This is a genomic window from Streptomyces smaragdinus (assembly GCF_009604385.1).
Taxonomy (GTDB): domain Bacteria; phylum Actinomycetota; class Actinomycetes; order Streptomycetales; family Streptomycetaceae; genus Streptomyces; species Streptomyces smaragdinus.
Genome location: NZ_WEGJ01000033.1, coordinates 12,988 through 35,517 on the forward strand (window position 1 = coordinate 12,988; position 22,530 = coordinate 35,517).

The 22,530-nt window shown below is 73.4% G+C and carries 10 protein-coding genes; 8 read left to right on the forward strand and 2 right to left on the reverse strand.

The features are described from left to right. The first annotated feature begins 67 nt into the window (after nucleotides 1-67). The 3 genes from SRB5_RS28035 (at nucleotide 68) to SRB5_RS28045 (ending at nucleotide 7,445) form a co-directional block, all read left to right on the forward strand. A complete protein-coding gene (locus SRB5_RS28035) occupies nucleotides 68-2,284 on the forward strand; it encodes a lamin tail domain-containing protein (protein ID WP_153456247.1) in 2,217 nt (738 codons plus the stop codon). Between the two features lie 127 nt (nucleotides 2,285-2,411). After that, entirely contained in the window at nucleotides 2,412-5,246 is a 2,835-nt protein-coding gene (locus SRB5_RS28040) for an FAD-binding and (Fe-S)-binding domain-containing protein (RefSeq protein ID WP_153456248.1), read from the forward strand. A gap of 123 nt (nucleotides 5,247-5,369) precedes the next feature. After that, the gene (locus tag SRB5_RS28045; protein ID WP_228390517.1) at nucleotides 5,370-7,445 is read left to right on the forward strand and encodes a hypothetical protein; all 2,076 of its coding nucleotides are present in this window, start codon (nucleotides 5,370-5,372) and stop codon (nucleotides 7,443-7,445) included. Here SRB5_RS28045 and SRB5_RS37595 read toward each other — a convergent pair. After that, nucleotides 7,381-7,581, reverse strand: a complete 201-nt coding sequence (locus SRB5_RS37595) for a methyltransferase domain-containing protein (protein WP_323378612.1) — start codon at nucleotides 7,579-7,581, stop codon at nucleotides 7,381-7,383. The genes SRB5_RS28045 and SRB5_RS37595 overlap by 65 nt on opposite strands. A 6-nt stretch (nucleotides 7,582-7,587) precedes the next feature. Between SRB5_RS37595 and SRB5_RS37600 the strand changes: the two genes are divergently transcribed. Continuing rightward, nucleotides 7,588-7,806, forward strand: a complete 219-nt coding sequence (locus SRB5_RS37600; protein ID WP_323378613.1) for a hypothetical protein — start codon at nucleotides 7,588-7,590, stop codon at nucleotides 7,804-7,806. A gap of 23 nt (nucleotides 7,807-7,829) precedes the next feature. On the opposite strand, the gene SRB5_RS35985 is transcribed toward SRB5_RS37600, so the two are convergent. Then, complete coding sequence (locus SRB5_RS35985; protein WP_194293049.1) at nucleotides 7,830-8,387, reverse strand: excalibur calcium-binding domain-containing protein; 558 nt, start codon at nucleotides 8,385-8,387, stop codon at nucleotides 7,830-7,832. A gap of 895 nt (nucleotides 8,388-9,282) precedes the next feature. Here SRB5_RS35985 and SRB5_RS28060 point away from each other — a divergent pair. From SRB5_RS28060 to SRB5_RS28075, 4 genes are read left to right on the forward strand one after another with little or no spacing between them, the layout of a single operon-like run. Further along, the gene (locus SRB5_RS28060) at nucleotides 9,283-12,498 is read left to right on the forward strand and encodes an amino acid adenylation domain-containing protein (RefSeq protein ID WP_323378614.1); all 3,216 of its coding nucleotides are present in this window, start codon (nucleotides 9,283-9,285) and stop codon (nucleotides 12,496-12,498) included. After that, a complete protein-coding gene (locus tag SRB5_RS28065; protein WP_153456251.1) occupies nucleotides 12,495-18,032 on the forward strand; it encodes a non-ribosomal peptide synthetase/MFS transporter in 5,538 nt (1,845 codons plus the stop codon). Before SRB5_RS28060 ends, SRB5_RS28065 begins: the two co-directional genes overlap by 4 nt. Further along, on the forward strand, nucleotides 18,029-19,516 hold the full coding sequence (locus SRB5_RS28070; protein WP_153456252.1) for a class I adenylate-forming enzyme family protein: 1,488 nt from the start codon (nucleotides 18,029-18,031) through the stop codon (nucleotides 19,514-19,516). The genes SRB5_RS28065 and SRB5_RS28070 overlap by 4 nt, the downstream gene beginning before the upstream one ends. Further along, nucleotides 19,513-22,530, forward strand: coding sequence for a non-ribosomal peptide synthetase (locus SRB5_RS28075; RefSeq protein ID WP_153456253.1), 3,018 nt, complete (start codon nucleotides 19,513-19,515; stop codon nucleotides 22,528-22,530). Before SRB5_RS28070 ends, SRB5_RS28075 begins: the two co-directional genes overlap by 4 nt.

Below are 22,530 nucleotides of genomic sequence, written 5' to 3' on the forward strand. Positions count from 1 at the left end.
CGTTGCCGGATGGCGTGAGTCTCGTCAGGCGCACTGCAGCGCGTTGTTGTCAGGACAGGGATGTGACGTGGGTACGAGAAGAAGAAGGCTGGCCGCCGCGGTCGCGACGACCGCGTTGATGGGCGGCGCCGCGAGCGCCCTGAGCGGGACGGCCGTAGCGGCCGGGGCGCCGGACGTGAAGATCACGGAGTGGGAGTACAACGGCTCGGAGTTCGTGGAGTTCACGAACCTCGGCGACGCCCCCGCCGACATGACGGGGTGGTCGTTCTCGGACAGCGGCGCGACGCCCGGCGACGTGAGCCTGAGTCCGGCGGGGACGATCGCGGCCGGCGAGTCGTTCCTCCTCAGCGAGGCGTCCGCGGACGCGTTCCGTACGCAGTGGAGGCTCGCGGACACTGTGAAGGTCGTCGGCGGCAACACCACGAACCTCGGCCGCGCCGACGCGATCAACCTCTACGACGCCTCCGGCACCCTCCAGGACACCCTCACCTACGGCGACGAGTCCGGCAGAGGCCCCCGTACCGACACCGCCAGCGCCTGGCCGTCGAGCGCGGACGTGATCGGCGCGGACGACGCCGCCGCGTGGACCCGCTCGACCGTCGGCGACGCGGAGAGCAGCTGGGCCTCCACCGGCGGCTACATCGGCTCCCCCGGCATGAGCCGCTTCTCGTCCGCCCCCGGCACGCCCCCCGGCGACCCCGGCACGCCCCCCGGCGGCGTCGACTGCCAGACCGAGGCCCCGACCGGCAGCGGCCCCGCCGTCCCCGGTGGCATCGCGTGGCCGGGCGGCGTGGCCTGGACCGCCGCGGACACCGAGTGCGGCTTCGTCACCTCGGCGTCCGGCCAGGACGTCTCCGGGCTCGACGTCGACCCGGCCGACCCCGCCACGCTGTGGGCGGTCAAGAACAAGAACCGCATCTACAAGCTGCACCGCGACGCCGCCGGCCTCTGGGTCCCCGCGACCGACAACGGCTGGGGCACGGCCGACCCGGCGGCCACCGCCGGCAAGGCGACCGTCTTCGCGGACGGCTCCGGCCAGCCCGACACCGAGGGCATCACGACCGCCGACGGCGGCCTCTTCGTGACGACCGAGCGCGACAACGCGAACAAGAACGTCGCCCTCGACAGCGTCCTGCGCTTCGACCCGAACGCCTCCGGCCCGACGCTGACCCCGACGGACAGCTGGGACCTCACCGCGGACTTCGCGGGAGTGCTGAGCCCGGGCGACTCCGACGACGCGAACCTCGGCTTCGAGGGCATCACCTATGTGCCCGACGAGGCGCTGGCGGGCCGCTTCCGCGACGAGTCGACCGGCGCGGCGTACGACCCGGCGGACTACCCCGCGCACGGCGGCGGCGTGTTCTTCCTCGCGCTCGAGAAGAACGGCCACATCTACGCGTACGTCCTCGGCGACGACGGTACGAGCCACCGCCTCGCCGACATCGCCACGGGCATGCCGAACATCGCGGACACCCAGTGGGACGCCGACAACAACCGGCTGTGGGCCGTCGCCGACAACTCCAGCGCGGGATCGACGGTGCTGCTGAAGCTGGGTGCTTCCGGCGCCTTCGTGAGCGACCGGATCTACGACCGCCCGGCCGGTCTGGCCGACCGTAACCTCGAGGGCTTCGTGCTCATGCCCGACTCGACCTGCGTCGCCGGGCAGAAGCAGGTCATCCGTTCGGACGACGGCAACAACGAGGGGCATTCGCTCTGGGTCGGCACGATCGACTGTGACCTGGGCATCGACACCGTGGCACCGACCGTTGTGGTCAAGGACGGTGTCGAGCAGACGTACGAGACGATCTCGTTCGAGCTGCGCGACGCGGGCGGGGTCGACAAGGCGGTCCTCAACGGGACGGTCACGGACCTCTCCGACGCCGCTGTCACCTCGTTCGACGGCATCGTCCGCGGGGAACGCGGCGCGGTCGTCGGGGAGAACACCCTTGACGTGTACGACGTCGAGGGGAACGTGACGTCGGTGACGTTCACCCTGGTCAACCCGCATCTGGCGGCCTCGGCGCCTGCGGTCCTTTCGACGGACGGGAAGAACCGCGTCAAGGCCGGTGTGGTCCTCGCGGTCGACGCGGGCGAGTGGACGCCGGGCGCGGCGTTCTGGTACCGCTGGCTGGCCGACGGAAAGCCGATCGCCACGGGCGCGACGTACGAACTGACCGGTCACGAGCGCGGGAAGCGGGTCACGGTCGAGGTGACCGGGACGCTGGACGGCTTCCAGGACACCGTCCGGGAGTCGGCGGCGGTGACGGTGGCTCTGCGGGGCTGATCCGGTCTGTCGACGCGAGCGGGTATCGCCCCGGGGTCGGGGTGGTACCCGCTGTTTCGTGTCCGGACCCCCGGGGCAGCGGATGCGAAACTGCTGGTCCAGGCGCTGTACGCGACGGAGGTACGTGATGGTGGATGCCGGGGACCTGACGGAGGCGTTGCGGCGGGCCGGGGTCAGCGGGGTGGACGACAGCGTGCTGGCGCGGTCGTTGTACTCCTCCGACGCCTCCCTCTACCGCGTCGCGCCGATGGCCGTCGCGGTGCCGCGGGAGGTCGGTGAGCTGCCGGCGATCCTCGCCGTGTGCCGGGAGTACGGGGTGCCGCTGACGATGCGCGGCGCGGGGACCTCCATCGCCGGGAACGCCGTCGGGCCCGGGGTCGTCGTCGACGTCAGCCGGCATCTGAACCGGGTGCTGGAGATCGACCCCGACGCCGGGACCGCGCTGGTCGAGCCCGGCGTCGTGCAGTCGGAGCTGCACGCCGTCGCGGGGCGGGACGGGCTGCGGTTCGGGCCCGATCCGTCGACCCGTAACCGGGCCACCCTCGGCGGCATGATCGGCAACAACGCCTGCGGCTCGCGGGCCCTGGGGTACGGGCGGACCAGCGACAACGTCCTCGGGCTCGACGTCGTCACCGGCTCCGGCGAGCGGCTGCGCCTGGGCGCGATGCCCTCTCCGACCACCGGGGACCCGCTGCTGGACAGCCTGCGTGCCCTGGCCGGGGATCATCTGGCGCTGCTGCGGACCGAGTTCGGGCGTTTCACCCGTCAGGTCTCCGGCTACTCCCTCGAACACCTCCTGCCCGAGCACCAGTTCGACGTCCCCCGCGCCCTCGTGGGCAGCGAAGGCACCCTCGCCCTCACCCTCGGCGCCCGGCTGCGCATGGTCCGCGAGGCCCCCGCCCAGCTCCTCGTCGTCCTCGGCTACGACTCCATGGCCCACGCCGCCGACGCCGTCCCCGCCCTCCTCCCGCACCACCCCGTCGCCTGCGAGGGCCTCGACGCGCGGATCACCGACGTCGTACGAAACCGCCGCGGCCCCCACGCCGTACCGCCCCTGCCGCGCGGCTCCGGCTGGCTCCTCGTCGAGCTCGCCGGCGACGACCCGGGCGAGCTGGCCGCCGTCGCGCGGCGGGTCGTCGCCGACTCCGGGGCCCTCGACTCCATGGTCGTCGCCGACGCCGCCCGGGCCGCCGCCCTGTGGCGCATCCGCGAGGACGGCTCCGGGCTCGCCGCCCGTACGGAGGCCGGCGAGCCCGCCCACGCCGGGTGGGAGGACGCGGCCGTACCGCCGGAGCGGCTGGGGACGTATCTGCGGGAGTTCGAGGCGCTGATGGGGGAGCACCGGCTGACGGGGGTGCCGTACGGGCACTTCGGGGACGGCTGCGTGCACATCCGGATCGACTTCCCCCTCGACCGCCCCGGCGGTACGACCGTCTTCCGCGACTTCCTGTACGACGCCGCCGCCCTCGCCGCCCGCCACGGCGGCAGCGTGTCCGGCGAGCACGGGGACGGGCGGGCACGGAGCGAGCTGCTGTCGCACATGTACTCGCCGGAGGCGCTGGCGCTGTGCGGGCGGGTGAAGGGGCTGTTCGACCCCGATGACGTGCTCAATCCCGGCGTGATCGTCCGGCCCGCTCCGGTTACTGCTGATCTGCGGGTGCCCCGTTCGCTTTCGAGGGCTGAGCTGCCTTTGGCCTTTGCGTACGGGGAGAACCGGGGGGATCTGTCGCGGGCCGTGCATCGGTGTACGGGGGTCGGGAAGTGCCGCGCCGACTCCGGTGGCGTGATGTGTCCGTCGTATCAGGCGACACGGGAGGAGAAGGATTCGACGCGGGGGCGGGCGCGGGTGCTGCAGGACGCCGTCTCCGGGCATCTCGGGTCGGATCCGTGGCGGTCCTCCGCGCTGCACGATGTGCTGGACCTGTGCCTGTCGTGCAAGGGGTGTGCGTCCGACTGTCCGACGGGGGTGGATATGGCGGCGTACAAGGCGGAGGCGTTGCATCAGCGGTATCGCCGGCGGCTGCGGCCGCGGTCGCATTACGCCTTGGGGTGGCTGCCGCGGTGGACGCGGCTGGTGGGGCGGTCGTCCTTCTTGACGCGTTTGGCCAATCGGGCTCTGTCTTCCTTGCGGCCGTTCGTCGCGTGGTCCGCCGGGATCGATGCGCGGCGGGGGCTGCCGTCGTTCGCTCCCGTTCCGTTCCGGCGGTGGTTCGCTTCGCGGCGGGTGGTTGGGGCGGGGGATCGTGGGGAAGTGGTGCTGTTCGTCGACAGCTTTACGGACGGTTTTTCGCCTGAGGTGGGGCGGGCGACGGTGGCCGTGCTGGAGGACGCGGGCTATCGGGTGGCGGTGACTTCCGAGCCGGTGTGCTGTGGGATCACGTGGATCTCGACGGGTCAGCTTGATGGTGCTCGCGCGCAGCTGCGGCGGACGGTGGCCGCGCTGCTTCCGCATGTACGGCGGGGGGCGCTCGTCGTCGGGATGGAGCCGTCGTGCACCGGGGTGCTGCGGGCGGATGCGGCGGAGCTGCTCTCCGGTTCCGAGGCGGATGCGGCCCGGGAGGTGGCCTCGGCCACGCGGACGCTGGCGGAGGTGCTGACGGCGACGGAGGGGTGGGTGGCGCCGGACCTGGGGGACGTCTCGGGCTTCGCGCAGCCGCACTGTCACCACCATGCGGTGATGGGGTGGGAGGCGGATGCCTCGTTGCTGCGGGACGCGGGGGCGGATGTGCGGCGGATCGGGGGGTGCTGCGGGCTGGCGGGGAACTTCGGGGTGGAGAAGGGGCATCACGACGTGTCCGTGGCGGTCGCGGGGCAGCAGCTGCTGCCGGCGGTGGGGGAGACGTCCGCCGACGGGGTGGTGCTGGCGGACGGGTTCAGCTGCCGGACGCAGCTGCGGGATCTGACCGATCGGCGGGGGGAGCATCTCGCGGAGCTGTTGGCGCGGCATCTGCCGCGACGGTAGCCGGGCGTCACGTACAGCCACGGAGGGGTGACCTTTTGCCCGGCCGAACCGGGGGCCCTCGCCCGGCGATAGCGTGTCTGCGGAATTCAGAGGCGGACATGTTGGGCGGGCGGGTTCATGCGGATGACGTTCGAGGCCGATGCCGGGGAAGAGTTCGAGGCGGGCTGTGAGCTGTTCGTCGACCGGCTCGTGCGGTGGGCCGAGGAGCAGCGGCTGCCCGTGGACGCGTTTCTGGCGGAGGCGGCGCTGGAGTACCGGCACGAGGGCACCGTCGACGGGCGGCTCGGGCTGTGGGAGCCGCGGCACGTGGACGAACTGCTGTTGTCCTGGCTGCCGGAGCGGGTCACCGAGCTTCCCGGGGAAGAGCCCGGTGACGGGCCGGGGACGGTGCGTACGCTGGTGCGCTTCCTGCACGCGATGCGGCTGGCGGATCCGCGCGGTCCCGTACTCGAGGAGTCCCTCGCCGCGGTGGACGCGGCGGCCGACCGGTATCCGGCGGCGATGGAGGACCCCTCCCGTTGGGGTCTGGCGAAGTTCTGGACGATGACTGCCGCCGGGCAGGGCGTGGACGTACTGAACGACGCGGCCATGCAGCGATTCGCGGACCGGGTGCAGGCCGGCGAGGCCGACTTCGAGCAGCACACCCTCGACGCGATCATGGAGCGGCGACTCACCGGCCGGGGACTGGCCGGTGCGGTACGGGCCGAGCCCCAGCTGCCCGTGGTGCTGCCGCCGGACGACGAACTGCGCCGGCGGGCCGGGGCGTCCGCCGTTGTGGCGCAGTTGCGCGGGCTGGCCGAGTGGGCGGGACGCGACGGACGCGCGGTGACGGGGGCGGGCCGGCTGCGGATGGCCGACGCGCGAGCGCTGGTGGAGGCACTGGGGACCGGTGACAAGACCGAGGGGGTGCGTTCCTCGGCGGATCTGCCGCGGCTGGGGTTGCTGGTCGAGTGGGCGAAGAAGGCGCGGTTGGTGCGGGTCGTCAAGGGGCGGCTGTACGCGGTCGCCAAGGCCCGGGCGGTGCTGGCCGATCCGCTGCGGCTGTGGTCGGCCGCCTTCGACGCGTTCTTCGAGCTGCGTCAGGCGCTGATCGGGGCACGCAGCGGGTGGCACATGGAGTCGATGCTGTTCGACGCCTACGAGGCGGTGCTGGAGGACGTGCTGAACACGTTGTACAGCCTTCCGCACCCGATGCCCTGGCCGCATCTGCGTGACTCCGTGCATCTGGCCTACCGGGCCCGCTTCGACATCGGTTCCGACAGCGGGGCCGGCCTGGGGCACCGCATGTGGTTCGACCACGCCGACCGGGATCTGCACACCGTCCTCGACGTGCTGGAGGACTTCGGCGCGATCGAACGGGAGCATGGAACAGCCGATCCGGTGTTTCTGGACGTCGACCTGTCCGGCCCCGGGGACGGACTTCCCCCGGGCCTGCCGGCGGAGCTCGCGGAGCTGCTGGGTGCCGGGGGCGAGCCGCGGGACGAGGACGCGGACGCACGGGACCGGGTCCGGCGCGAGGAACTCGCGGCCGGACCGGTCGAGCTCATCCGCCTCACCGAGCTGGGCACCCACGCCCTGCGCCGCCGCCTTCTGGTGGCCGGCCGGGACGCGCCGCTGGTCGGGGAGCTGGCCCAGGCGCCGGCGGCCGGTCTGCTGGGGGTGCTGGCCGACGACTACAACCCGGACTCCGCCCGTACGGAACTGGCAGGATGGCTCGCGGCCCACGGTGCGCGAGACGCGGCGTTGCGGCAGCTCACCGATGCCGTAGCCGTCATGGTCTTCCGTACCCGTGCGCAGGCGATGCTCGACGTGCTGCTGACCGCGCTGCCCGACGGCGAGCGTCTGCTGCGCGGGCTGCGGGGCGACGCCCGGCTCGCGCCACTTGTGCTGAGCGCGCTGGTCCACCGTGATCTGCTGCTCCCCGCGGACATGACCGACGGGGAACATCTGCTCGTGCTCGCCGAGAGCCTGTTGCAGCTCGTGGAGCTCGCGGGCGGCGGCACCGGTGCGGAGGAGGCTCTGCGGGCCCAGGGACCCGAGGTCCGCGACGCGCTCGCCGCCGCGCTGGACTCCGCACACCCGGACCGGGCGGGGCTGGAGGAACTCCGGCGGCTGGGCCATCGGGCGTTTCCGGTCAAGGCCGCCCGCCGGAGTGCGAAGGGGAGGAAGCGGCGGCCAGGAAGACCGGGACGGCGATGAGCAGGCGCCCCGTATCGGCCCGGTGGCGCTGTTCGTCGAGCCAGGCGTCGGCCCGGTCGCGGTCGACGGCGCCGCTCGCGCAGGCCGGTTCGGCGAGCCGGGTGAGCAGCGACAGCATGGCGGGGTCGGTGAACACGCCGGTGTGCGCCTCGACCGTGACGTCCTCGAAGCCGCCGTCGAGGAGCAGGCCGCGGTACCGGCGGCCGGCCCGGGGAGGTCGGCGCGGGCGTGCACGATCGTACGGGTGAGGGCCGCGTCGTCCGCGTCGATCACGGTCGAGGGTGGCCTGGACTGCGCGCACGAGGACGTCGCGGAGTGCCCGCACTTCCGGCGGCGGATCGCGGGACGGGTCGGTGCCTGACCCGTCCACTGCGATGTGTGGCCTCACGTGTCGCAGGCGGTGCCGTCGTTGTCGCGATCCAGGGCGGGCCTGTAGCCGGGTTCGCCCCTGTACAGGGGGGCCTGGCCGGCTGCTCGTACGGCTGCGCAGTTCGCGTAGTAGACGCTGGGCGGGGCTTCGTCCACCGGGTTGGTGGTGGGGCTCGGGGGCGGGTTGCGGCGGGTGCCCGTCGGGTGTACGAGGGCCAGGTTGGCCGAGGTTGTCTGCGGGTTGTCGATGGTCGTGTCGGGGGCCGGGGTCTGGAAGCAGACGGTCCAGTCGGTCGGGGCGGACGGGAGGGTGACGTCGGTGTATGCGCTGGTCAGGCTGATGTCCGTGACTCCGCGTGCCGTGAGGGCGGTGGATGCTTCGTCGTAGGACCGGCCGGTGACGGTGGGCATCCGCGGGGGTGTTGTGGGTTGGGGCTCTGCGGTGGTGGGGGCCGGCGGCGCGGTCGAGGGCGTGGGCTTCGGGGCGGGGGCCTTGCTTTCCGGGGGCTTGGGGTCGCCGCCTGTCGGGAGGACCAGGGCGAACCACAGGGCTGAGGCGGTGATGACGAGCACGCGGTGCTTGATCGTCCATTCGCGCTTCAGCCCGGCGAGTAACCAGCCGAGGGGCGGGAGAACTATCAGGGCTGCCGTTACCCAGGCGGAACGGCGGTGCCGTGGGCGGTGGACGGGGTATCCGGGGGACGGGGGCAGGGGTGTCATGGGTGACATGTGCGGTCCGTTCTCGTCGGCTTGTGGGGCCCACGAATTTCGGGTGGTCTGTATTGCCGTCGCACATTGGCATGGTGGGGTGTGGGGAATCGTGAGCCACAGGTCCTTCGGGTCGGGACCAATGGCCCCGCAACCGATCTGAGTTCGAATTGCGGGAATGCTGTCGGGGGAGACGTGGAGGCGATGAAACGGCAGGTGGATGGGCCTGCGAGGCCAGGGAAGCCGCGATCTCCTGCTCGGCTTCACGGGCTGCGGCCCCGATTTCCGGGTCCGGTTTCGCATGGCTGAGATCGCCGGGGATCAGGATGTGCCGGAAGCTGTCGCCCGCGAAGCCGTGACGGCCCGGCGAGTTCCGGTATCCACCGGGTGAGGTGGCCGATGAACTCGCCGATGTCGAAGACGATCCCCCAGCGCATCCGGCGACACCTGCCGCACGCTTCGGCAGGGGCGGCCCCGCGACAGCCAAGGGCCAGCGACGACTCCGCTCCGTATGCGGTTGCATACGGTCTGAACTGGGGCTTCCCTGGCCCATGGCCACATCAGGTAATTAGTCCAGACCATTGACCCCACGGGTGATCGCTCCATAGCATCCGTGCTGTCGCGGCAGCCCCATCAAGGCGCCCCTCAACTCCCGAACGCGTCACTGTCGCAAGCGGGTTGTGTGTGAACCGGCTGCGCCGGGGTTCGTGGTGCGGGCCCCGGTCGGCGTACCACCCTGGATCGAACAGGAGTTCCATTCGTGTCTACCGGGAACACCGCGGCGGAAGCGGTGGCCGACGACACCGCCGTGCTGTCCGTGGGGCAGGAACGCCTGTGGTTTCTGGACCAGTTGGAGCCGGGGGACCCCGCGTACAACATCCCCCTCGTGCTGCGCTTCGGCGGGGCGCTGGATCCCGCCGCGATGCGCGCCGCCCTCGACGCCGTCGTCGCGCGGCACGAGGCACTGCGCAGCCGCTTCCCCGCCGAGGACGGACGGCCGTCCGTCGTGGTCGACCCGCCCGCTCCCGTACAGCTCGACGAGCGCGATCTGCGGGGGCGGCCCGCGGGCGAGACGGATGCCCTGCTCGCCGCGATGAGCAACTTCGCCTTCGACCTGGCGGAGGGACCCCTCGTACGAGCCGGCCTCCTGCGCACCGCCGACGACGAGCACCTGCTCTCCCTCGTGCTGCACCACATCGTCGCCGACGGATGGTCCCTCGGCCTGCTGCGGGCGGAGCTCGCCGAGCACTACGCCGCCCACCGCGAGGGACGCACCGCCGAACTCCCCCCGCCCCCCTCCTTCCTGACGCATGCCGCCGCCGAGCGGGACTGGCTCGACGGTCCCGAGGCCGTACAGGCGCTCGACTACTGGCGCGAACGGCTCGCCGGCGCACTCCCGTTGGAGCTGCCCCTCGACCGGCCACGGACCGACGAGCCGAGCAGCGGCGGGGCGTACCACACCCGGGTGCTGCGGGGGCTGGGGGCGGAGCTGGAGGTGTTCGCGCGGGGCAGGCGGGTGACGCCGTTCATGGTGCTCGCCGCCGCGTACCAGACGCTGCTCCACCGCTGCACCGGACAGGACGACTTCTGCGTCGGCGTACCGACCGCCGCCCGGGACACCGTCGAGAGCGAGCGGACGGTCGGTTACTTCTCGTCCGCTCTCGTGCTGCGCGCCGACTTCACGGGGGCGCCCACCTTCGACGCCCTCCTGCGAAGCATCCGCGGCGAGTGGATGCGCGCCCTCACCCACCGTCGTATCCCCTTCGAGCGGCTGACCGACGAACTGCGCCCCGACCGCGACGCCGGACGGACGCCCGTTTTCCAGACGATGCTCGCCGTCCACACCCACGCGGGAGGCGCGCTCGGCGAGGAGCGGTTCGCCGATCTGACGTGTACGGAAATCGACGGCGGACACACCGCCGCCAAATTCGAACTCGGCGTCGACGTACGGCCCGACGGAGACGACCTCCACGCCATCTTCGGCTACCGCACCGATCTGCTCGACGAATCGACCGCCGCCGCCTACGCCGCCCGCTTCGAGACCCTCCTGCGCGCCGCCCTCGCCGACCCGGCGACCCCCGTGCACCGGCTGCCGCTGCTGGACGCCGACGAGGAGAAGCTCCTCGCCGCCGAGTCGTACGGGCCTCAGCTCGCCCCGTACACCCCCACCGTCCTCGAGGCGATCGACCGCGCCGCCGCCGACCGCCCCGACGCCACCGCGATCGCCGGCCCCGACGAGACCCTCACCCGCGGCGAACTCGCCGCCGCCTCCCGCGCCCTCGCGCACCGCCTCGCCGCCCACGGGGTCGCCCGCGGTGACCTCGTCGCCTTCTGCCTCCCGCGCGGGCCCCGCGCCGTCGTCGCCATGCTGGCCGCCTGGCGGCTGGGCGCCGGGTATCTGCCGCTGGACCCCGACTACCCGGCGTCGCGGCTGGCGTTCATGCTCGCGGACAGCGGGGCGTCGCTGCTCCTCACGCCGGACGGGGCGCCGGTCGAGGGGGTGGACGCCGGGATCCCGGTGCTGGCGGTCGGGACGGACGACGATTCGGATTCAAGAGAGCTCAAAGAGACCCCCGCCGCCCCCGACGACCCCGCCTACCTCATCTACACCTCCGGCTCCACCGGCACCCCCAAGGGCGTCCTCGTCCCGCACCGCGCGCTCGCCGCCCGCGTCGCCTGGATGCGCGACGGATACGGGCTCACGGAGGCCGACCGCGTCCTGCAGTACGCCACCCTCTCCTTCGACACCAGCGCCGAGGAGATCTTCCCCGCCCTCGCCACCGGCGCCGTCCTGATCAGCGCCCGCCCCGGCGCCGCGCTCCCCGACCAGCTCGCCGAGCCGTACGCGGACGGCGTGACGGTGATCGACCTGCCGACCCCGTACTGGCACCACCTCGTCGCCGACCTCGACGAGACGCCCTGGCCCAAGACCCTGCGCCTGCTGATCCTCGGCGCCGACCAGGTGCGGCCGGAGGCCGTCGCGGCGTGGCGGGAGCGGTTCGGGAACGGCGTACGGCTGATCAACTCGTACGGGCCCACCGAGACGACGATCATCGCCACGACCGCCGACCTCGGCGCCGACGACGCCGTCCGCCGTCCCCCCATCGGCCGCCCCCTCGGCGCCACGACGGTCGCCGTCCTGGACCGCCACGGCGCCCCCGTACCGCCCGGCACCCCCGGCGAGCTGGTGATCGGCGGAGCGGGCGTCACGGACGGCTATCTGGGCCGCCCCGGCGCCACCGCCCGCGCCTTCGTCCCGGACCCCGACGGCCCGCCCGGCGCCCGCCGCTACCGCACCGGCGACCTGGTGCGGCGGCGTCCCGACGGGGCGCTGGAGTTCCTGGGGCGGATCGACGATCAGGTGAAGGTACGCGGCTACCGCATCGAACCCGGCGAGATCGAATCCGCCCTCCTCGCCCTCCCCGGCGTCGCGCAGACGGCGGTGACCGCCCGCGGCGACACCCTCGCGGCGTACGTGGTCGGCGACAGCCTCGACCCCGCCGCCCTGCGCACCGCCCTGGCCACCGTCCTGCCGCCCCACCAGATCCCCGGCGCGTTCGTCGAACTCGACGCCCTTCCCCTCACGCCGAACGGCAAACTCGACCGCCGCGCCCTCCCCGAACCGGACGCCGCCGACCGCCCCCGCGCCCCGCACGTGGCGCCCCGGACGGACGCCGAGGAGCTCGTCGCCGACGTCTGGCAGGAGGTGCTGGGGGTGGACGCCGTCGGCGCCCACGACGACTTCTTCGACCTCGGCGGCCACTCTCTCCTCGCCACCCGGGTCGTCGCCCGTATCCGCGCCGCGATCGACCTGTCCGTACCGCTGCGTGCCCTGTTCACCCACCGCACGGTGGCCGCCTTCGCCGAGGCCGTCGAAGCCGCCCTGGTCGCCGAGATCGACACGCTGTCCGACGCCGACGCCGAGGAGCTCCTGGCGGCGTCGGACACCCCGGAAGGAACCGCACCGACGTCATGAGCGCCGACCTGACCACCCCGGCCGCCGGCAAGGCCGATCTGTCCGCCGCCAAACGTGAACTCCTCCGCCGCCGCCTCGCCTCCCGTACGACCGTCCGTAAGGCGGCCATCCCCCGCCGCGACCCCGGGGCGGACGTCCCCCTGTCGTTCGCGCAGGAACGCCTCTGGTTCATGGAGCAGTTCGCGCCCGGGACGTCCGCGTACAACATCCCCGTCGTCCGCCGGCTGCGCGGACCGCTGGACCTCGACGCGCTCCGGGCCGCCCTCGACGCGAGCGTGGCGCGGCACGAGACGCTGCGCTCGCGCTACCCGGCCACCGACGACGGACGCCCGCTGCTCGTCATCGACGAACCGGGGCCCGCCGCGCTGACCCTGACGGACGCCGGGGACGAGGCGGCGGCAGGGCGGATCGTCGACGCGTCGTCCGCCGTGCCGTTCGATCTGGAGAACGGTCCGCTGCTGAGGTCCGAGCTGATCCGGCTGGCGGACGACGACCACGTGCTGCTCCTCGTCGTCCACCACAGCGTCGGCGACGGCTGGTCGAGCGAGGTGCTGCTCGGCGAGATCCTGCGGTCGTACGCCGCCCGCGTGGCCGGGGAGCCCGATCCGCTGCCGGAGCTGGCGGTGCAGTACGGCGACTTCGCCATCTGGCAGCGCGACCTGCTCAGCGGCGAACGGCTGGCCGCCGAGGTCGCCCACTGGGGCGCCGAACTCGCCGGGGTGGAGCCGCTGGAGTTGTCGTTCTCCAGGCCGCGGCCGCCGCGCCAGACGTTCGAGGGCGCCGGTTACGCCTTCGAGATCGACCGCGAACTCCTCGACCGCCTCACCGCCCTCGGCCGCAAGCACGACGCGACCGTCTACATGGTGCTGATGGCCGCCTTCCAGCTGCTCCTCGCGCGCTACAGCGGCCGTACGGACTTCGCCGTCGGCTCGCCCGTCGCGGGGCGGCCGGAGGAGGAGCTGGAGCCGCTGGTCGGCATGTTCGTGAACGTCGTCGCGCTGCCCGCGCGGCTGGCGGGCGACCCGTCGTTTGCCGAGCTGATCCGCCGGACCCGCGAGACGTGCCTGAACGCGTACGCGCATCAGGAGCTGCCGTTCGCGCAGTTGGTCAGCGAGCTGAACTGGACGCGTGACGTGTCGCGTCCGCCGGTGTTCCAGGCGGTGCTCGCCGTGCAGAACTACGCGGTGCAGCGCGACGCCGCCGTCGATCTGCCGGTGAAGGTGGAGCCGTTCGGGGTGCAGGCGAGCGGCACGCGGTTCGACTTCGAGCTGTTCCTCCAGGAGTGGCCGGACGGGCTGTACGGGTCGTTCAACTACAACACCGACCTGTTCGCCGAGGACGACATCGCCGGAGTCTCCGACCACCTCGGCCGCCTGCTGGCCTCCGTCGCCGACGCACCCGACGTCCCTCTGTCCGCCCTCGAATCGCTCACCCCCGAGGAGCGGGTGTTCGAAACGGAGCGGTTCAACGGCACCGCCGTCGACCGCCCGGCCACCACGCTCACCGCCCTGGTCGCCGAACAGGTGGCCCGTACGCCGGACGCGGTGGCCGTCGCGATGGAGGGCGCACCGGCCCTCACGTACCGCGAGCTCGACGCCCACGCCGACCGTATCGCCGCCCGTCTGGCCGCCGAGGGCGTCGGCCCCGGCAGCCTGGTCGCTGTCGCGGCGGAGCGCTCCCCGGAGCTCGTCGCGGGGCTGCTGGGCGTGCTGCGTACGGGCGCCGCGTACACACCGCTGGAGCCGGACTACCCGGCGGAGCGACTGGCGTTCCTGCTCGACGACAGTGACGCGTCCGTCCTGCTCACCCAGCGCAAGCTCCCGACGCCTGACGGCTGCGCGGCTCGCGTGCTGCTGCTGGACGACCCCACCGAATGGCCGCGCGCCAGGACCCGCCCTGCCGGCCCGACGCCCGACGACACGGCGTACGTCATCTACACCTCCGGCTCGACCGGCAACCCGAAGGGCGTGCCCAACACCCACCGGGGGATCACCAACCGCATCCAGTGGATGCAGGACGCCTACCGCATCGGCCCCGACGACGCCGTGCTGCAGAAGACGCCGACCGGCTTCGACGTGTCCGTCTGGGAATTCTTCTGGCCGCTCACAACCGGCGCCCGCATCGTCCTGGCCAAGCCCGGCGGTCAGAAGGACAGCGGCTATCTGCGGGACCTCATCGCCTCCGCCGGTGTCACCGTCGCCCACTTCGTGCCCGCGATGCTCACCGTCTTCCTCGGCGAGGAGGGCGTCGAACGCTGCACCACCCTCCGCCGGGTCGTCAGCAGCGGCGAGGCCCTCCCCCCGGACGCCGCCCGCGAACTGACCCGCCGGCTGCCCAACCTCCGGCTCGCCAACCTCTACGGTCCCACCGAGGCCGCCGTCGACGTCTCCTCCTGGGAGTGCGAGGGCCCGCTCGACACCGTCCCGATCGGACTGCCGATCGACAACACCCGCCTGTACGTCCTGGACTCCCGCCTCCGCCCCGTCCCGCCCGGCGCCCCCGGCGAGCTGCACATCGGCGGCACCGCCGTGGCCCTCGGCTACCACCGCCGCCCCGGCCTGACGGCCGCCCGCTTCGTCCCCGACCCCTACGGCCCGCCCGGCGCCCGCCTGTACCGCACCGGCGACCTCGCACGCCGCCGCCCCGACGGCACCCTGGAACACCTCGGCCGCATCGACCAGCAGGTCAAGCTCCGCGGTCTGCGCATCGAGCCGGGCGAGACGGAGGCCGCCCTGCGCGCCCAGCCGGGCATCGCCGACGCCGCCGTCGTCCTGCGCGAGGACCGCCCCGGCGACAAACGCCTCGTCGGCTACCTCGTCGCCGCCCCCGACGCCGACGAGCTCGACCCGTCGGCCCTGCGCGCCACCCTCAAACGCAGCCTCCCCGACCACCAGGTGCCGACCGCCTTCACGGTGGTCCCCGAGCTCCCGCTCACGCCCAACGGCAAACTCGACCGCCGCGCCCTGCCCGCCCCCCAGATCCACCGCGCCGCCGGCACGACGAAGCCGTCCACCCCGGCGGAGGTCGTCCTGGCGCAGATCTGGGCCGAGGTCCTGGACCTCCCGGAGGTCGGCACCGACGAGAACTTCTTCGACCTCGGCGGCCACTCCCTCCTCGCCACCCAGGTCGTCGCGAAGGCCCGTAAACAGCTCACCGCCGTCGACGCCCGCCCCATCAGCGTGATGGACCTCTTCACCCACCGCACCGTCGGCGAACTCGCCGCCGTCGCCTCCGAGGACGAGTCCGAACGCGGCCCCCGCGCCCTCCTCCACCGCCTGACCCGCGCCATCCCCGCCGACCGCCGCCGCCTCACCCTGGTGTGCGTCCCGTACGGCGGCGGCAGCGCCGTCATCTACCAGCCCGTCGCCGACAAGCTCCCGCCCGACACCGAACTGTGGTCCGTCGCCATCCCCGGCCACGACCTCGGCGTCACCGACGAGCACCTCGACTTCGACGAGCTGGCGGAGACCGTCGCGGCGGAGGTACGGGAGAAGACCGACGGCCCGCTCGTGGTGTACGGGCACTGCGGCGTGGGAACAGCGCTCGCCGTCGCCGTCTCCCGGCTGCTCGAATCCTCCGGCCGCGAACTGGAGGCCGTCTACGCCGGCGCCCAGTTCCCGTTCGCCAAGCCGAAGAGCCGCTTCCTGACCACCCTCGGGAAGATCGCCGCCCTCGAACCGCTCCTCGGCGACCGCGTCTACGCCAACTGGCTCACCGGCATGGGCGTCGACATCTCCGAGCTCGACGAGGAGCAGATCAAGTTCGTCATCGGCAACATGCGCCGCGACTCCGCCGCCGCCGAGGACTACTTCACGCGCGCCCTCGCGGAGGTTGCGGCGGGCGCACCGAAACTGCGCGCTCCCGTCGTCTCCCTCGTCGGCGACCGCGACCCGGCGGCGGACTTCTACCAGGAGCGCTACCGCGAATGGCTGCTCCTCGCCGAACGGTCCGCCGTCGCGGTCCTCGACGAGGGCGGTCACTTCTTCATCGCCTACCGCGCCGCCGAGGTCGCCGAAGCCGTCACCACCATCCACCGCGCCGTCCTGGACGGCACGACGGACACCCTCCCGGCGCAGGACCCGGAGAACTCCTGGTGGTTCTACGGCGAGACGGGACCCGCCGCCCCCGACGACGAACCGGCGGCGGAAACACCACCACCCTCCGCCGCGGCGGAGGGACCGCAGCCCAGCATGCGCCGCTTCCTGCTCGTCGCCGGCGGCCAGCTGCTGTCCATCACGGGCTCCGCCCTCACCGAGTTCGCCCTCCCGATCTGGATCCTCCTGGAGACCGGATCGATGGCTCGCTACGCCCTGTACGCGGTCGTCGCCATGCTCCCCGGCATCCTGATCGGCCCCGTCGCCGGCGCCCTCGTCGACCGCCTCGACCGCCGCACGGTGATGCTCGCCGGCGACATCGCCGCGGGCGCCACCCAGGCGGGACTCCTCGCGCTGCTGCTCACCGGGAACCTCCACTCCTGGGAGGTGTACGTCCTGCTCGGCGTGCTGTCCGTGGCGCTCACCTTCCAGCGCCTCGCGTACGCCTCCGCCGTCCCGCAGCTCGTCCCCAAGCAGCATCTCGGGCACGCGAACGGCATCGTCCAGCTCGCGTTCGGCACCGCCCAGTTCGTCGTCCCGCTGGCGGCCGTCGCGCTGATGGCGGCGATCGACCTCCAGGGCATCCTCGTCATCGACGTCATCAGCTACGCGATCGCGATCACCGTCCTGCTCGCCGTCCGCTTCCCGCGGACCATGCCGTGGACCCGCCGCGAGTCGCTGGTCGCCGAGATCAAGCACGGGTTCGCGCACTCCTGGCGGCACCGCGGGTTCCGCGCGATGCTGCTGTGGTTCGCGGGGCTGAACATCTTCCTGTCGCCGCTGTTCCTCCTCGTCACTCCGATGGTGCTCGCCTTCGACGACCTCGAGGGCGCCGCCCGGGTCGCCGTCGCGGGCGGCGCGGGGGCGATCCTCGGCGGCATCCTGATGGGCTTCTGGGGCGGCCCCAAGCGGCACCGGCTGCGCGGCATGCTGGCGCTGGCGGCGGTCCTCGCCCTGGCGGGCGCCGTCACGGGGCTGCGCGCCAATCTGTGGGTGATCGCGGCGGGGGCGTTCGGGATGTCCTTCGCGCTGGCCCTGGTCAACGGGATCTACACGACGATCGTCCAGGTGAAGGTGGCCCAGCGGTTCCACGGCCGGGTGTTCGCGCTCAACACCCTCGTCGCCTGGTCCACGCTGCCGCTCGGGCACGGGGTCGTCGCCCCCGTCGGGTCCGCCGTGTTCGGGCCGCTGATGGAGAAGGGCGGCGCGCTCGCCCCCGTCTTCGGGCCGCTGATCGGCACGGGGCCGGGGCGCGGGATCGCGCTGATGTACGTGCTGTTCGGGCTGGTCATGATGGGGCTGGTGGCGATCGGGCTGCGGCTGCCCGTCCTCGCCCGCTTCGACCGGGACGTGCCCGACGCGGAGCCGGACGACCTCGTGGGCCTGCGCGAGCGGGCCCGGGCGGCGGCCGACCGCAGGGTGAAGGCGGACGCCGTATGAACCCCGCCACCCTCCCCGCCCTCCTCGCGCACCGGGCGGCGGCGCACGGGGAGCGTGCCGCCGTCGTGTGCGGGAAGACGGAGCTGACGTTCGCCGACTGGCAGTCCCGTTCCGGCGCCCTCGCGGCAGCCCTGCGGGCGGAGGGGGTGACGTCCGGCGAGCGTGTCGGGCTGTGCTTTGGTACGGACCGCTGGACGGAGTTCGCCGTCGCGTTCCTGGCGGTGCTACGGGCGGGAGCCGTCGCCGTTCCGTTGTCGGACCGCACCGCCCCCGCCGGCGTCACACACGCCCTCACGCACGCCGGAGCACGCCTCGTCCTGCACGGCGGCTCCGACGCACCGGCGGGCACCCCGCCGGCCGTACGCGCCCTCACGGAGTCGATCGCCGGCGCCGAGGCGGAGCTGCCGGACCTCGACCCGCGGGCGGACGCCCAGATCCTCTACACCTCCGGCACCACCGGCACCCCCAAGGGCGTCACCGCCCGGCACGCCAACCTCGTCCACGGCTGCACCCTGGACGAACGCCGCCGCCCGCTCCGGCACTCCCGTACGTTCCTGCACGCCTTTCCCGTCGGCACCAACGCGGGCCAGACGATGCTCGTCAACGCCCTCAACGCGCACGCGACCTGCGTCACCGCCCCGCAGTTCACCCCCGCCCGCTTCCTGCGGCTGATCGCCGAACACGCCGTCGGCAGCGTCTTCGTGGTCCCGGCCACGGCGATCGAACTGCTCGCCTCCCCGGCTCTGGGCAAAGCGTCCGACAGCGGCGGGCTCGACACCGTACGCCTCGTCGGCTCCACCGCCGCCGCCCTCCCGCAGCCGGTGGCCCTCGGACTGTGCCGCGCCTTCCCCCACGCGCAGATCGTCAACTACTACACGTCCACCGAAGCGGCCCCCGCCCAGATCACCCTCCTCTTCGACCCCGCCCGCCCCGAATCCCCCGGCCGCCCCGCGTCGCTGGCGGAGCTCCGCGTCACCGACGCCGACGGCAACCGGGTGGCGCCGGGGGAGCCCGGTGAGCTGTGGCTGCGGTCGCCCACCGCGCCGCGCGCGTATCTGGGGGAGACGGACGGCGCCGTGTTCCAGGGGCGGTGGGTGCGGATGGGGGACCTCGGGCGGGTGGACGAGGACGGCTTCCTGCAGCTGCTCGACCGGGAGCGTGACGTCGTGAAGTCCGGCGCCCACAAGGTCTCCACGCTCCAGGTGGAGAACGCCCTGCACGCCCACCCGAAGGTCGTCGACGCCGCCGCCTTCGGCATCCCGCACCCCGTCCTCGGGTCGGTCGTCGCGGCCGTCGTCGTACCGGACGGGGAGCTGACCGGGACCGCGCTGCGGACGTTCCTCCTCGACCGCCTCGCCGTCCACGAACTGCCCGCCACCGTCGTGTTCCAGGACACCCCCCTCCCGCGCAACGAGGGCGGCAAGGTCCTCAAGCGCGAGCTGCGCCGGTACCTCATCCAAGACTCCAGCGAGGCCCCCTCATGACCACCCCGCTCACGCCCGCCCAGCACGGCATCTGGCTCACCGAGCGCACGCTCGACACCGGCGCCGCCTACCATCTGGCCGTCACCGTCGCCCTCACCGGCCCGCTCGACCCCACCGCCCTGGACCGGGCCTGCGCGGCCGTCGTCGCCCACCACCCCGCCCTCGCCACCCGCACCGCCCCCGACGGCACCGGGGCACACACCGCGACCGTGCCGCCGCCGCGCCGCGTGGAGTGCGCCGCCGCCGATCTGGCGAAGCTGCTCGACGAAGAGAGGGCCGCGCCGTTCGACACGACCGACGGTCCGCTGTGCCGGTTCACGCTGTTCCGCTGCGGCGCCGACCGGCACGTCCTGCTGATGACCGGTCACCACCTGGTGTTCGACGGCGAGTCGAAGGACCGTCTGGTCGCCGACCTCGCCGCCGCCTACCGCGGCGAACCCCTCGCCCCCGCACCCGCCGTCCCGTACCTGGTGACGCTGCCGTCCCAGGCGGACGTCGATTCGGCCGCCACGCACTGGGCGGACCGCTGGCGCGAACCGGGCATCCCCCTGCTGCCCGGGCAGGCCCCCCTCCCGGACAACGGTGTCGTTGCCGCGCCCGGCACCGAAACCGCCTTCCGCCTCGACGAACGGCGCACCGCCGCCCTCGCCGGCACGGCCCGCGAACTCGGCGTCACCCGCTTCGAACTCCTCACCGCCGCCTGGCACGCCCTCCTCGTCCGCTACGGCGACCCGGCGCCCACCACGGCCGTCGAACTGTCCCTCCGCCCGCCGGGCGAACCGGTCGCCGTCGGCCTCGCGGTGAACGAACTCCCCCTGCGCGTCAGCGACGGCCCCGAGGGACGTCCGTTCGCCGACTGGGCGAGGGCGGTGCGTTCGGAACTCCGCGCGCTGTACGCGCACCGCGCCGTCCCCCTGGGCCGCGCCGTCCGCGGCCTCACCCCGCGCACCGCGCTCACCCCGCTCTCCGTGAGCTACCGCCGCCGTCCGCCCGCCGCCGCGCCGGACTTCGGCGCGCTGGAGGCGGAGGTCGCCTGGATCGGCTTCTCCGGGACGGTACGCAACCTCCTCCACCTCCAGCTGGTGGACTGCGGCGACGAGGTCCTCGGCAGCCTCCAGCACCGCACCGACGCACTGTCCCCCGCGACGGCCGAGCGGATCGCGGTTCATTACCTGACACTCCTCGACGCCGCCCTCGCCGCGCCCGCCACCCCCGTCGGCGAGCTGCCGTTCCTCACGGAGGACGAACTGCGCGACCAACTGGCCGCCCCCCTGCCCCGCCCCGAACTCCCCGCGCAGACCGTCCCCGCGCTGTTCGCCGCCCGCGCCGCCGAGCAGCCCGACGCGGTGGCCGTCGTCGCGGACGGCACCCCCGTCACGTACCGCGAGCTCGCCCGCCTCGTCGCCCACGCCGCCGCCGCGCTGGCCCGGCACGGCGCCGGCCCCGGCACCCTCGTCGGCGTCGGCCTGCCCCGGGGCCTCGACCAGCTCGTCACCGTCCTCGCCACCATGGCCGCCGGCGCCGCGTACCTGCCCCTGGACCCCGGCTACCCCGCCGAACGGCTGGCGTTCGTACGGGCAGACGCGGGCCTCACCCTCCGCGTCACCGAGACCCCCGAGCAGCCCGGCGACCTGACGCCGGCCGACCTCGCGCCGGCCACCGGGGACACCCCGCCGCTCCCCGCCGCCCCGGACCCCGCCCTCCCGGCGTACGTCCTGTACACCTCCGGCTCCACCGGCCGCCCCAAGGGCGTGGAGATCCCGCACTCGGCGCTGGCCAACGTCCTCGGCAGCCTCCGCGACCGGCTCGGCTCCCGGGCGAGCGACCGGTGGCTCGCGCTCACGTCACTGTCGTTCGACATCTCCGGCGTCGAGCTGTTCCTCCCGCTGATCACCGGCGGCCGGGTCGTCCTCACCCCCGAGGGCGTCCACCGCGACGGCCCCGCCCTGCTGGCCCTGCTCGCCGAGGAGCGGGTCACCCACGTCCAGGCCACCCCCAGCGGCTGGCGCCTGCTCCTCGACGCGGGCCTCACGGACACCGGCCTCACCGCGCTCACCGGCGGCGAGGCACTGCCCGTATCGCTGGCCGCCGCACTGGCCGCCGCGACCACACGGCTCGTCAACGTGTACGGCCCCACCGAGACGACCATCTGGTCCACGTATGCCGACCCGGCCGTCTCCGACGACGGCACCGTCACCATCGGCGAACCCCTCTGCAACACCCGCGTCTACGTCCTCGACGCGAACCTGCGCCCCGTCCCGTACGGCGTCCCCGGCGAGCTCCACCTGGCCGGCGACGGCGTCGCGCACGGCTACCGCGGCCGCCCCGGTCTGACGGCCGCCCGCTTCCTCCCCGACCCGTACGGCCCGCCCGGCGCCCGGATGTACCGCACCGGCGACCTCGTCCGCCGCGCGCCCGGCGGGGGGCTGGAGTACCTGGGCCGCTCGGACACCCAGATCAAGCTCCGCGGCCACCGCATCGAACTCGGCGAGATCGAGGCCCGTCTGGCCACCCACCCCACCGTCGCCCAAGCCGCCGCCGCCCTGCGCGGCCCGGACACCGACCGGCGGCTCGTCGCGTACGTCGTCCTGACGGACCCCGCCTTCGATCCCACGGAACTGCGCGCCCATCTCGCGGAAACGCTGCCCGCCGCCGTCCTCCCGAACGCCTACGTCGCAATCGACGCCTTCCCCCTGACCCCCAACGGCAAGCTCGACCGCGCCGCCCTCCCCGAACCGACGTCCGCCCGACCGGAACCGGCGGCACCCGAGGGGGCCGCCGACGAGCTCGACGCCATCGACACCGCCGTCCTCGAGATCTGGCGCGACGTCCTCGAGCTCGACGACCTCGGCCCGGACGAGGACCTCTTCGACCTGGGCGGCCACTCGCTGACCATCACCGCGATGGCCGCCCGCATCCACCAGAACCTCGGCATCGACGTCCCCCTGGACGTCTTCTTCGACACCCCCACGGCACGCGGTGTAGCCACCGCCGTCCGCGCCCTCAAGGAGTGA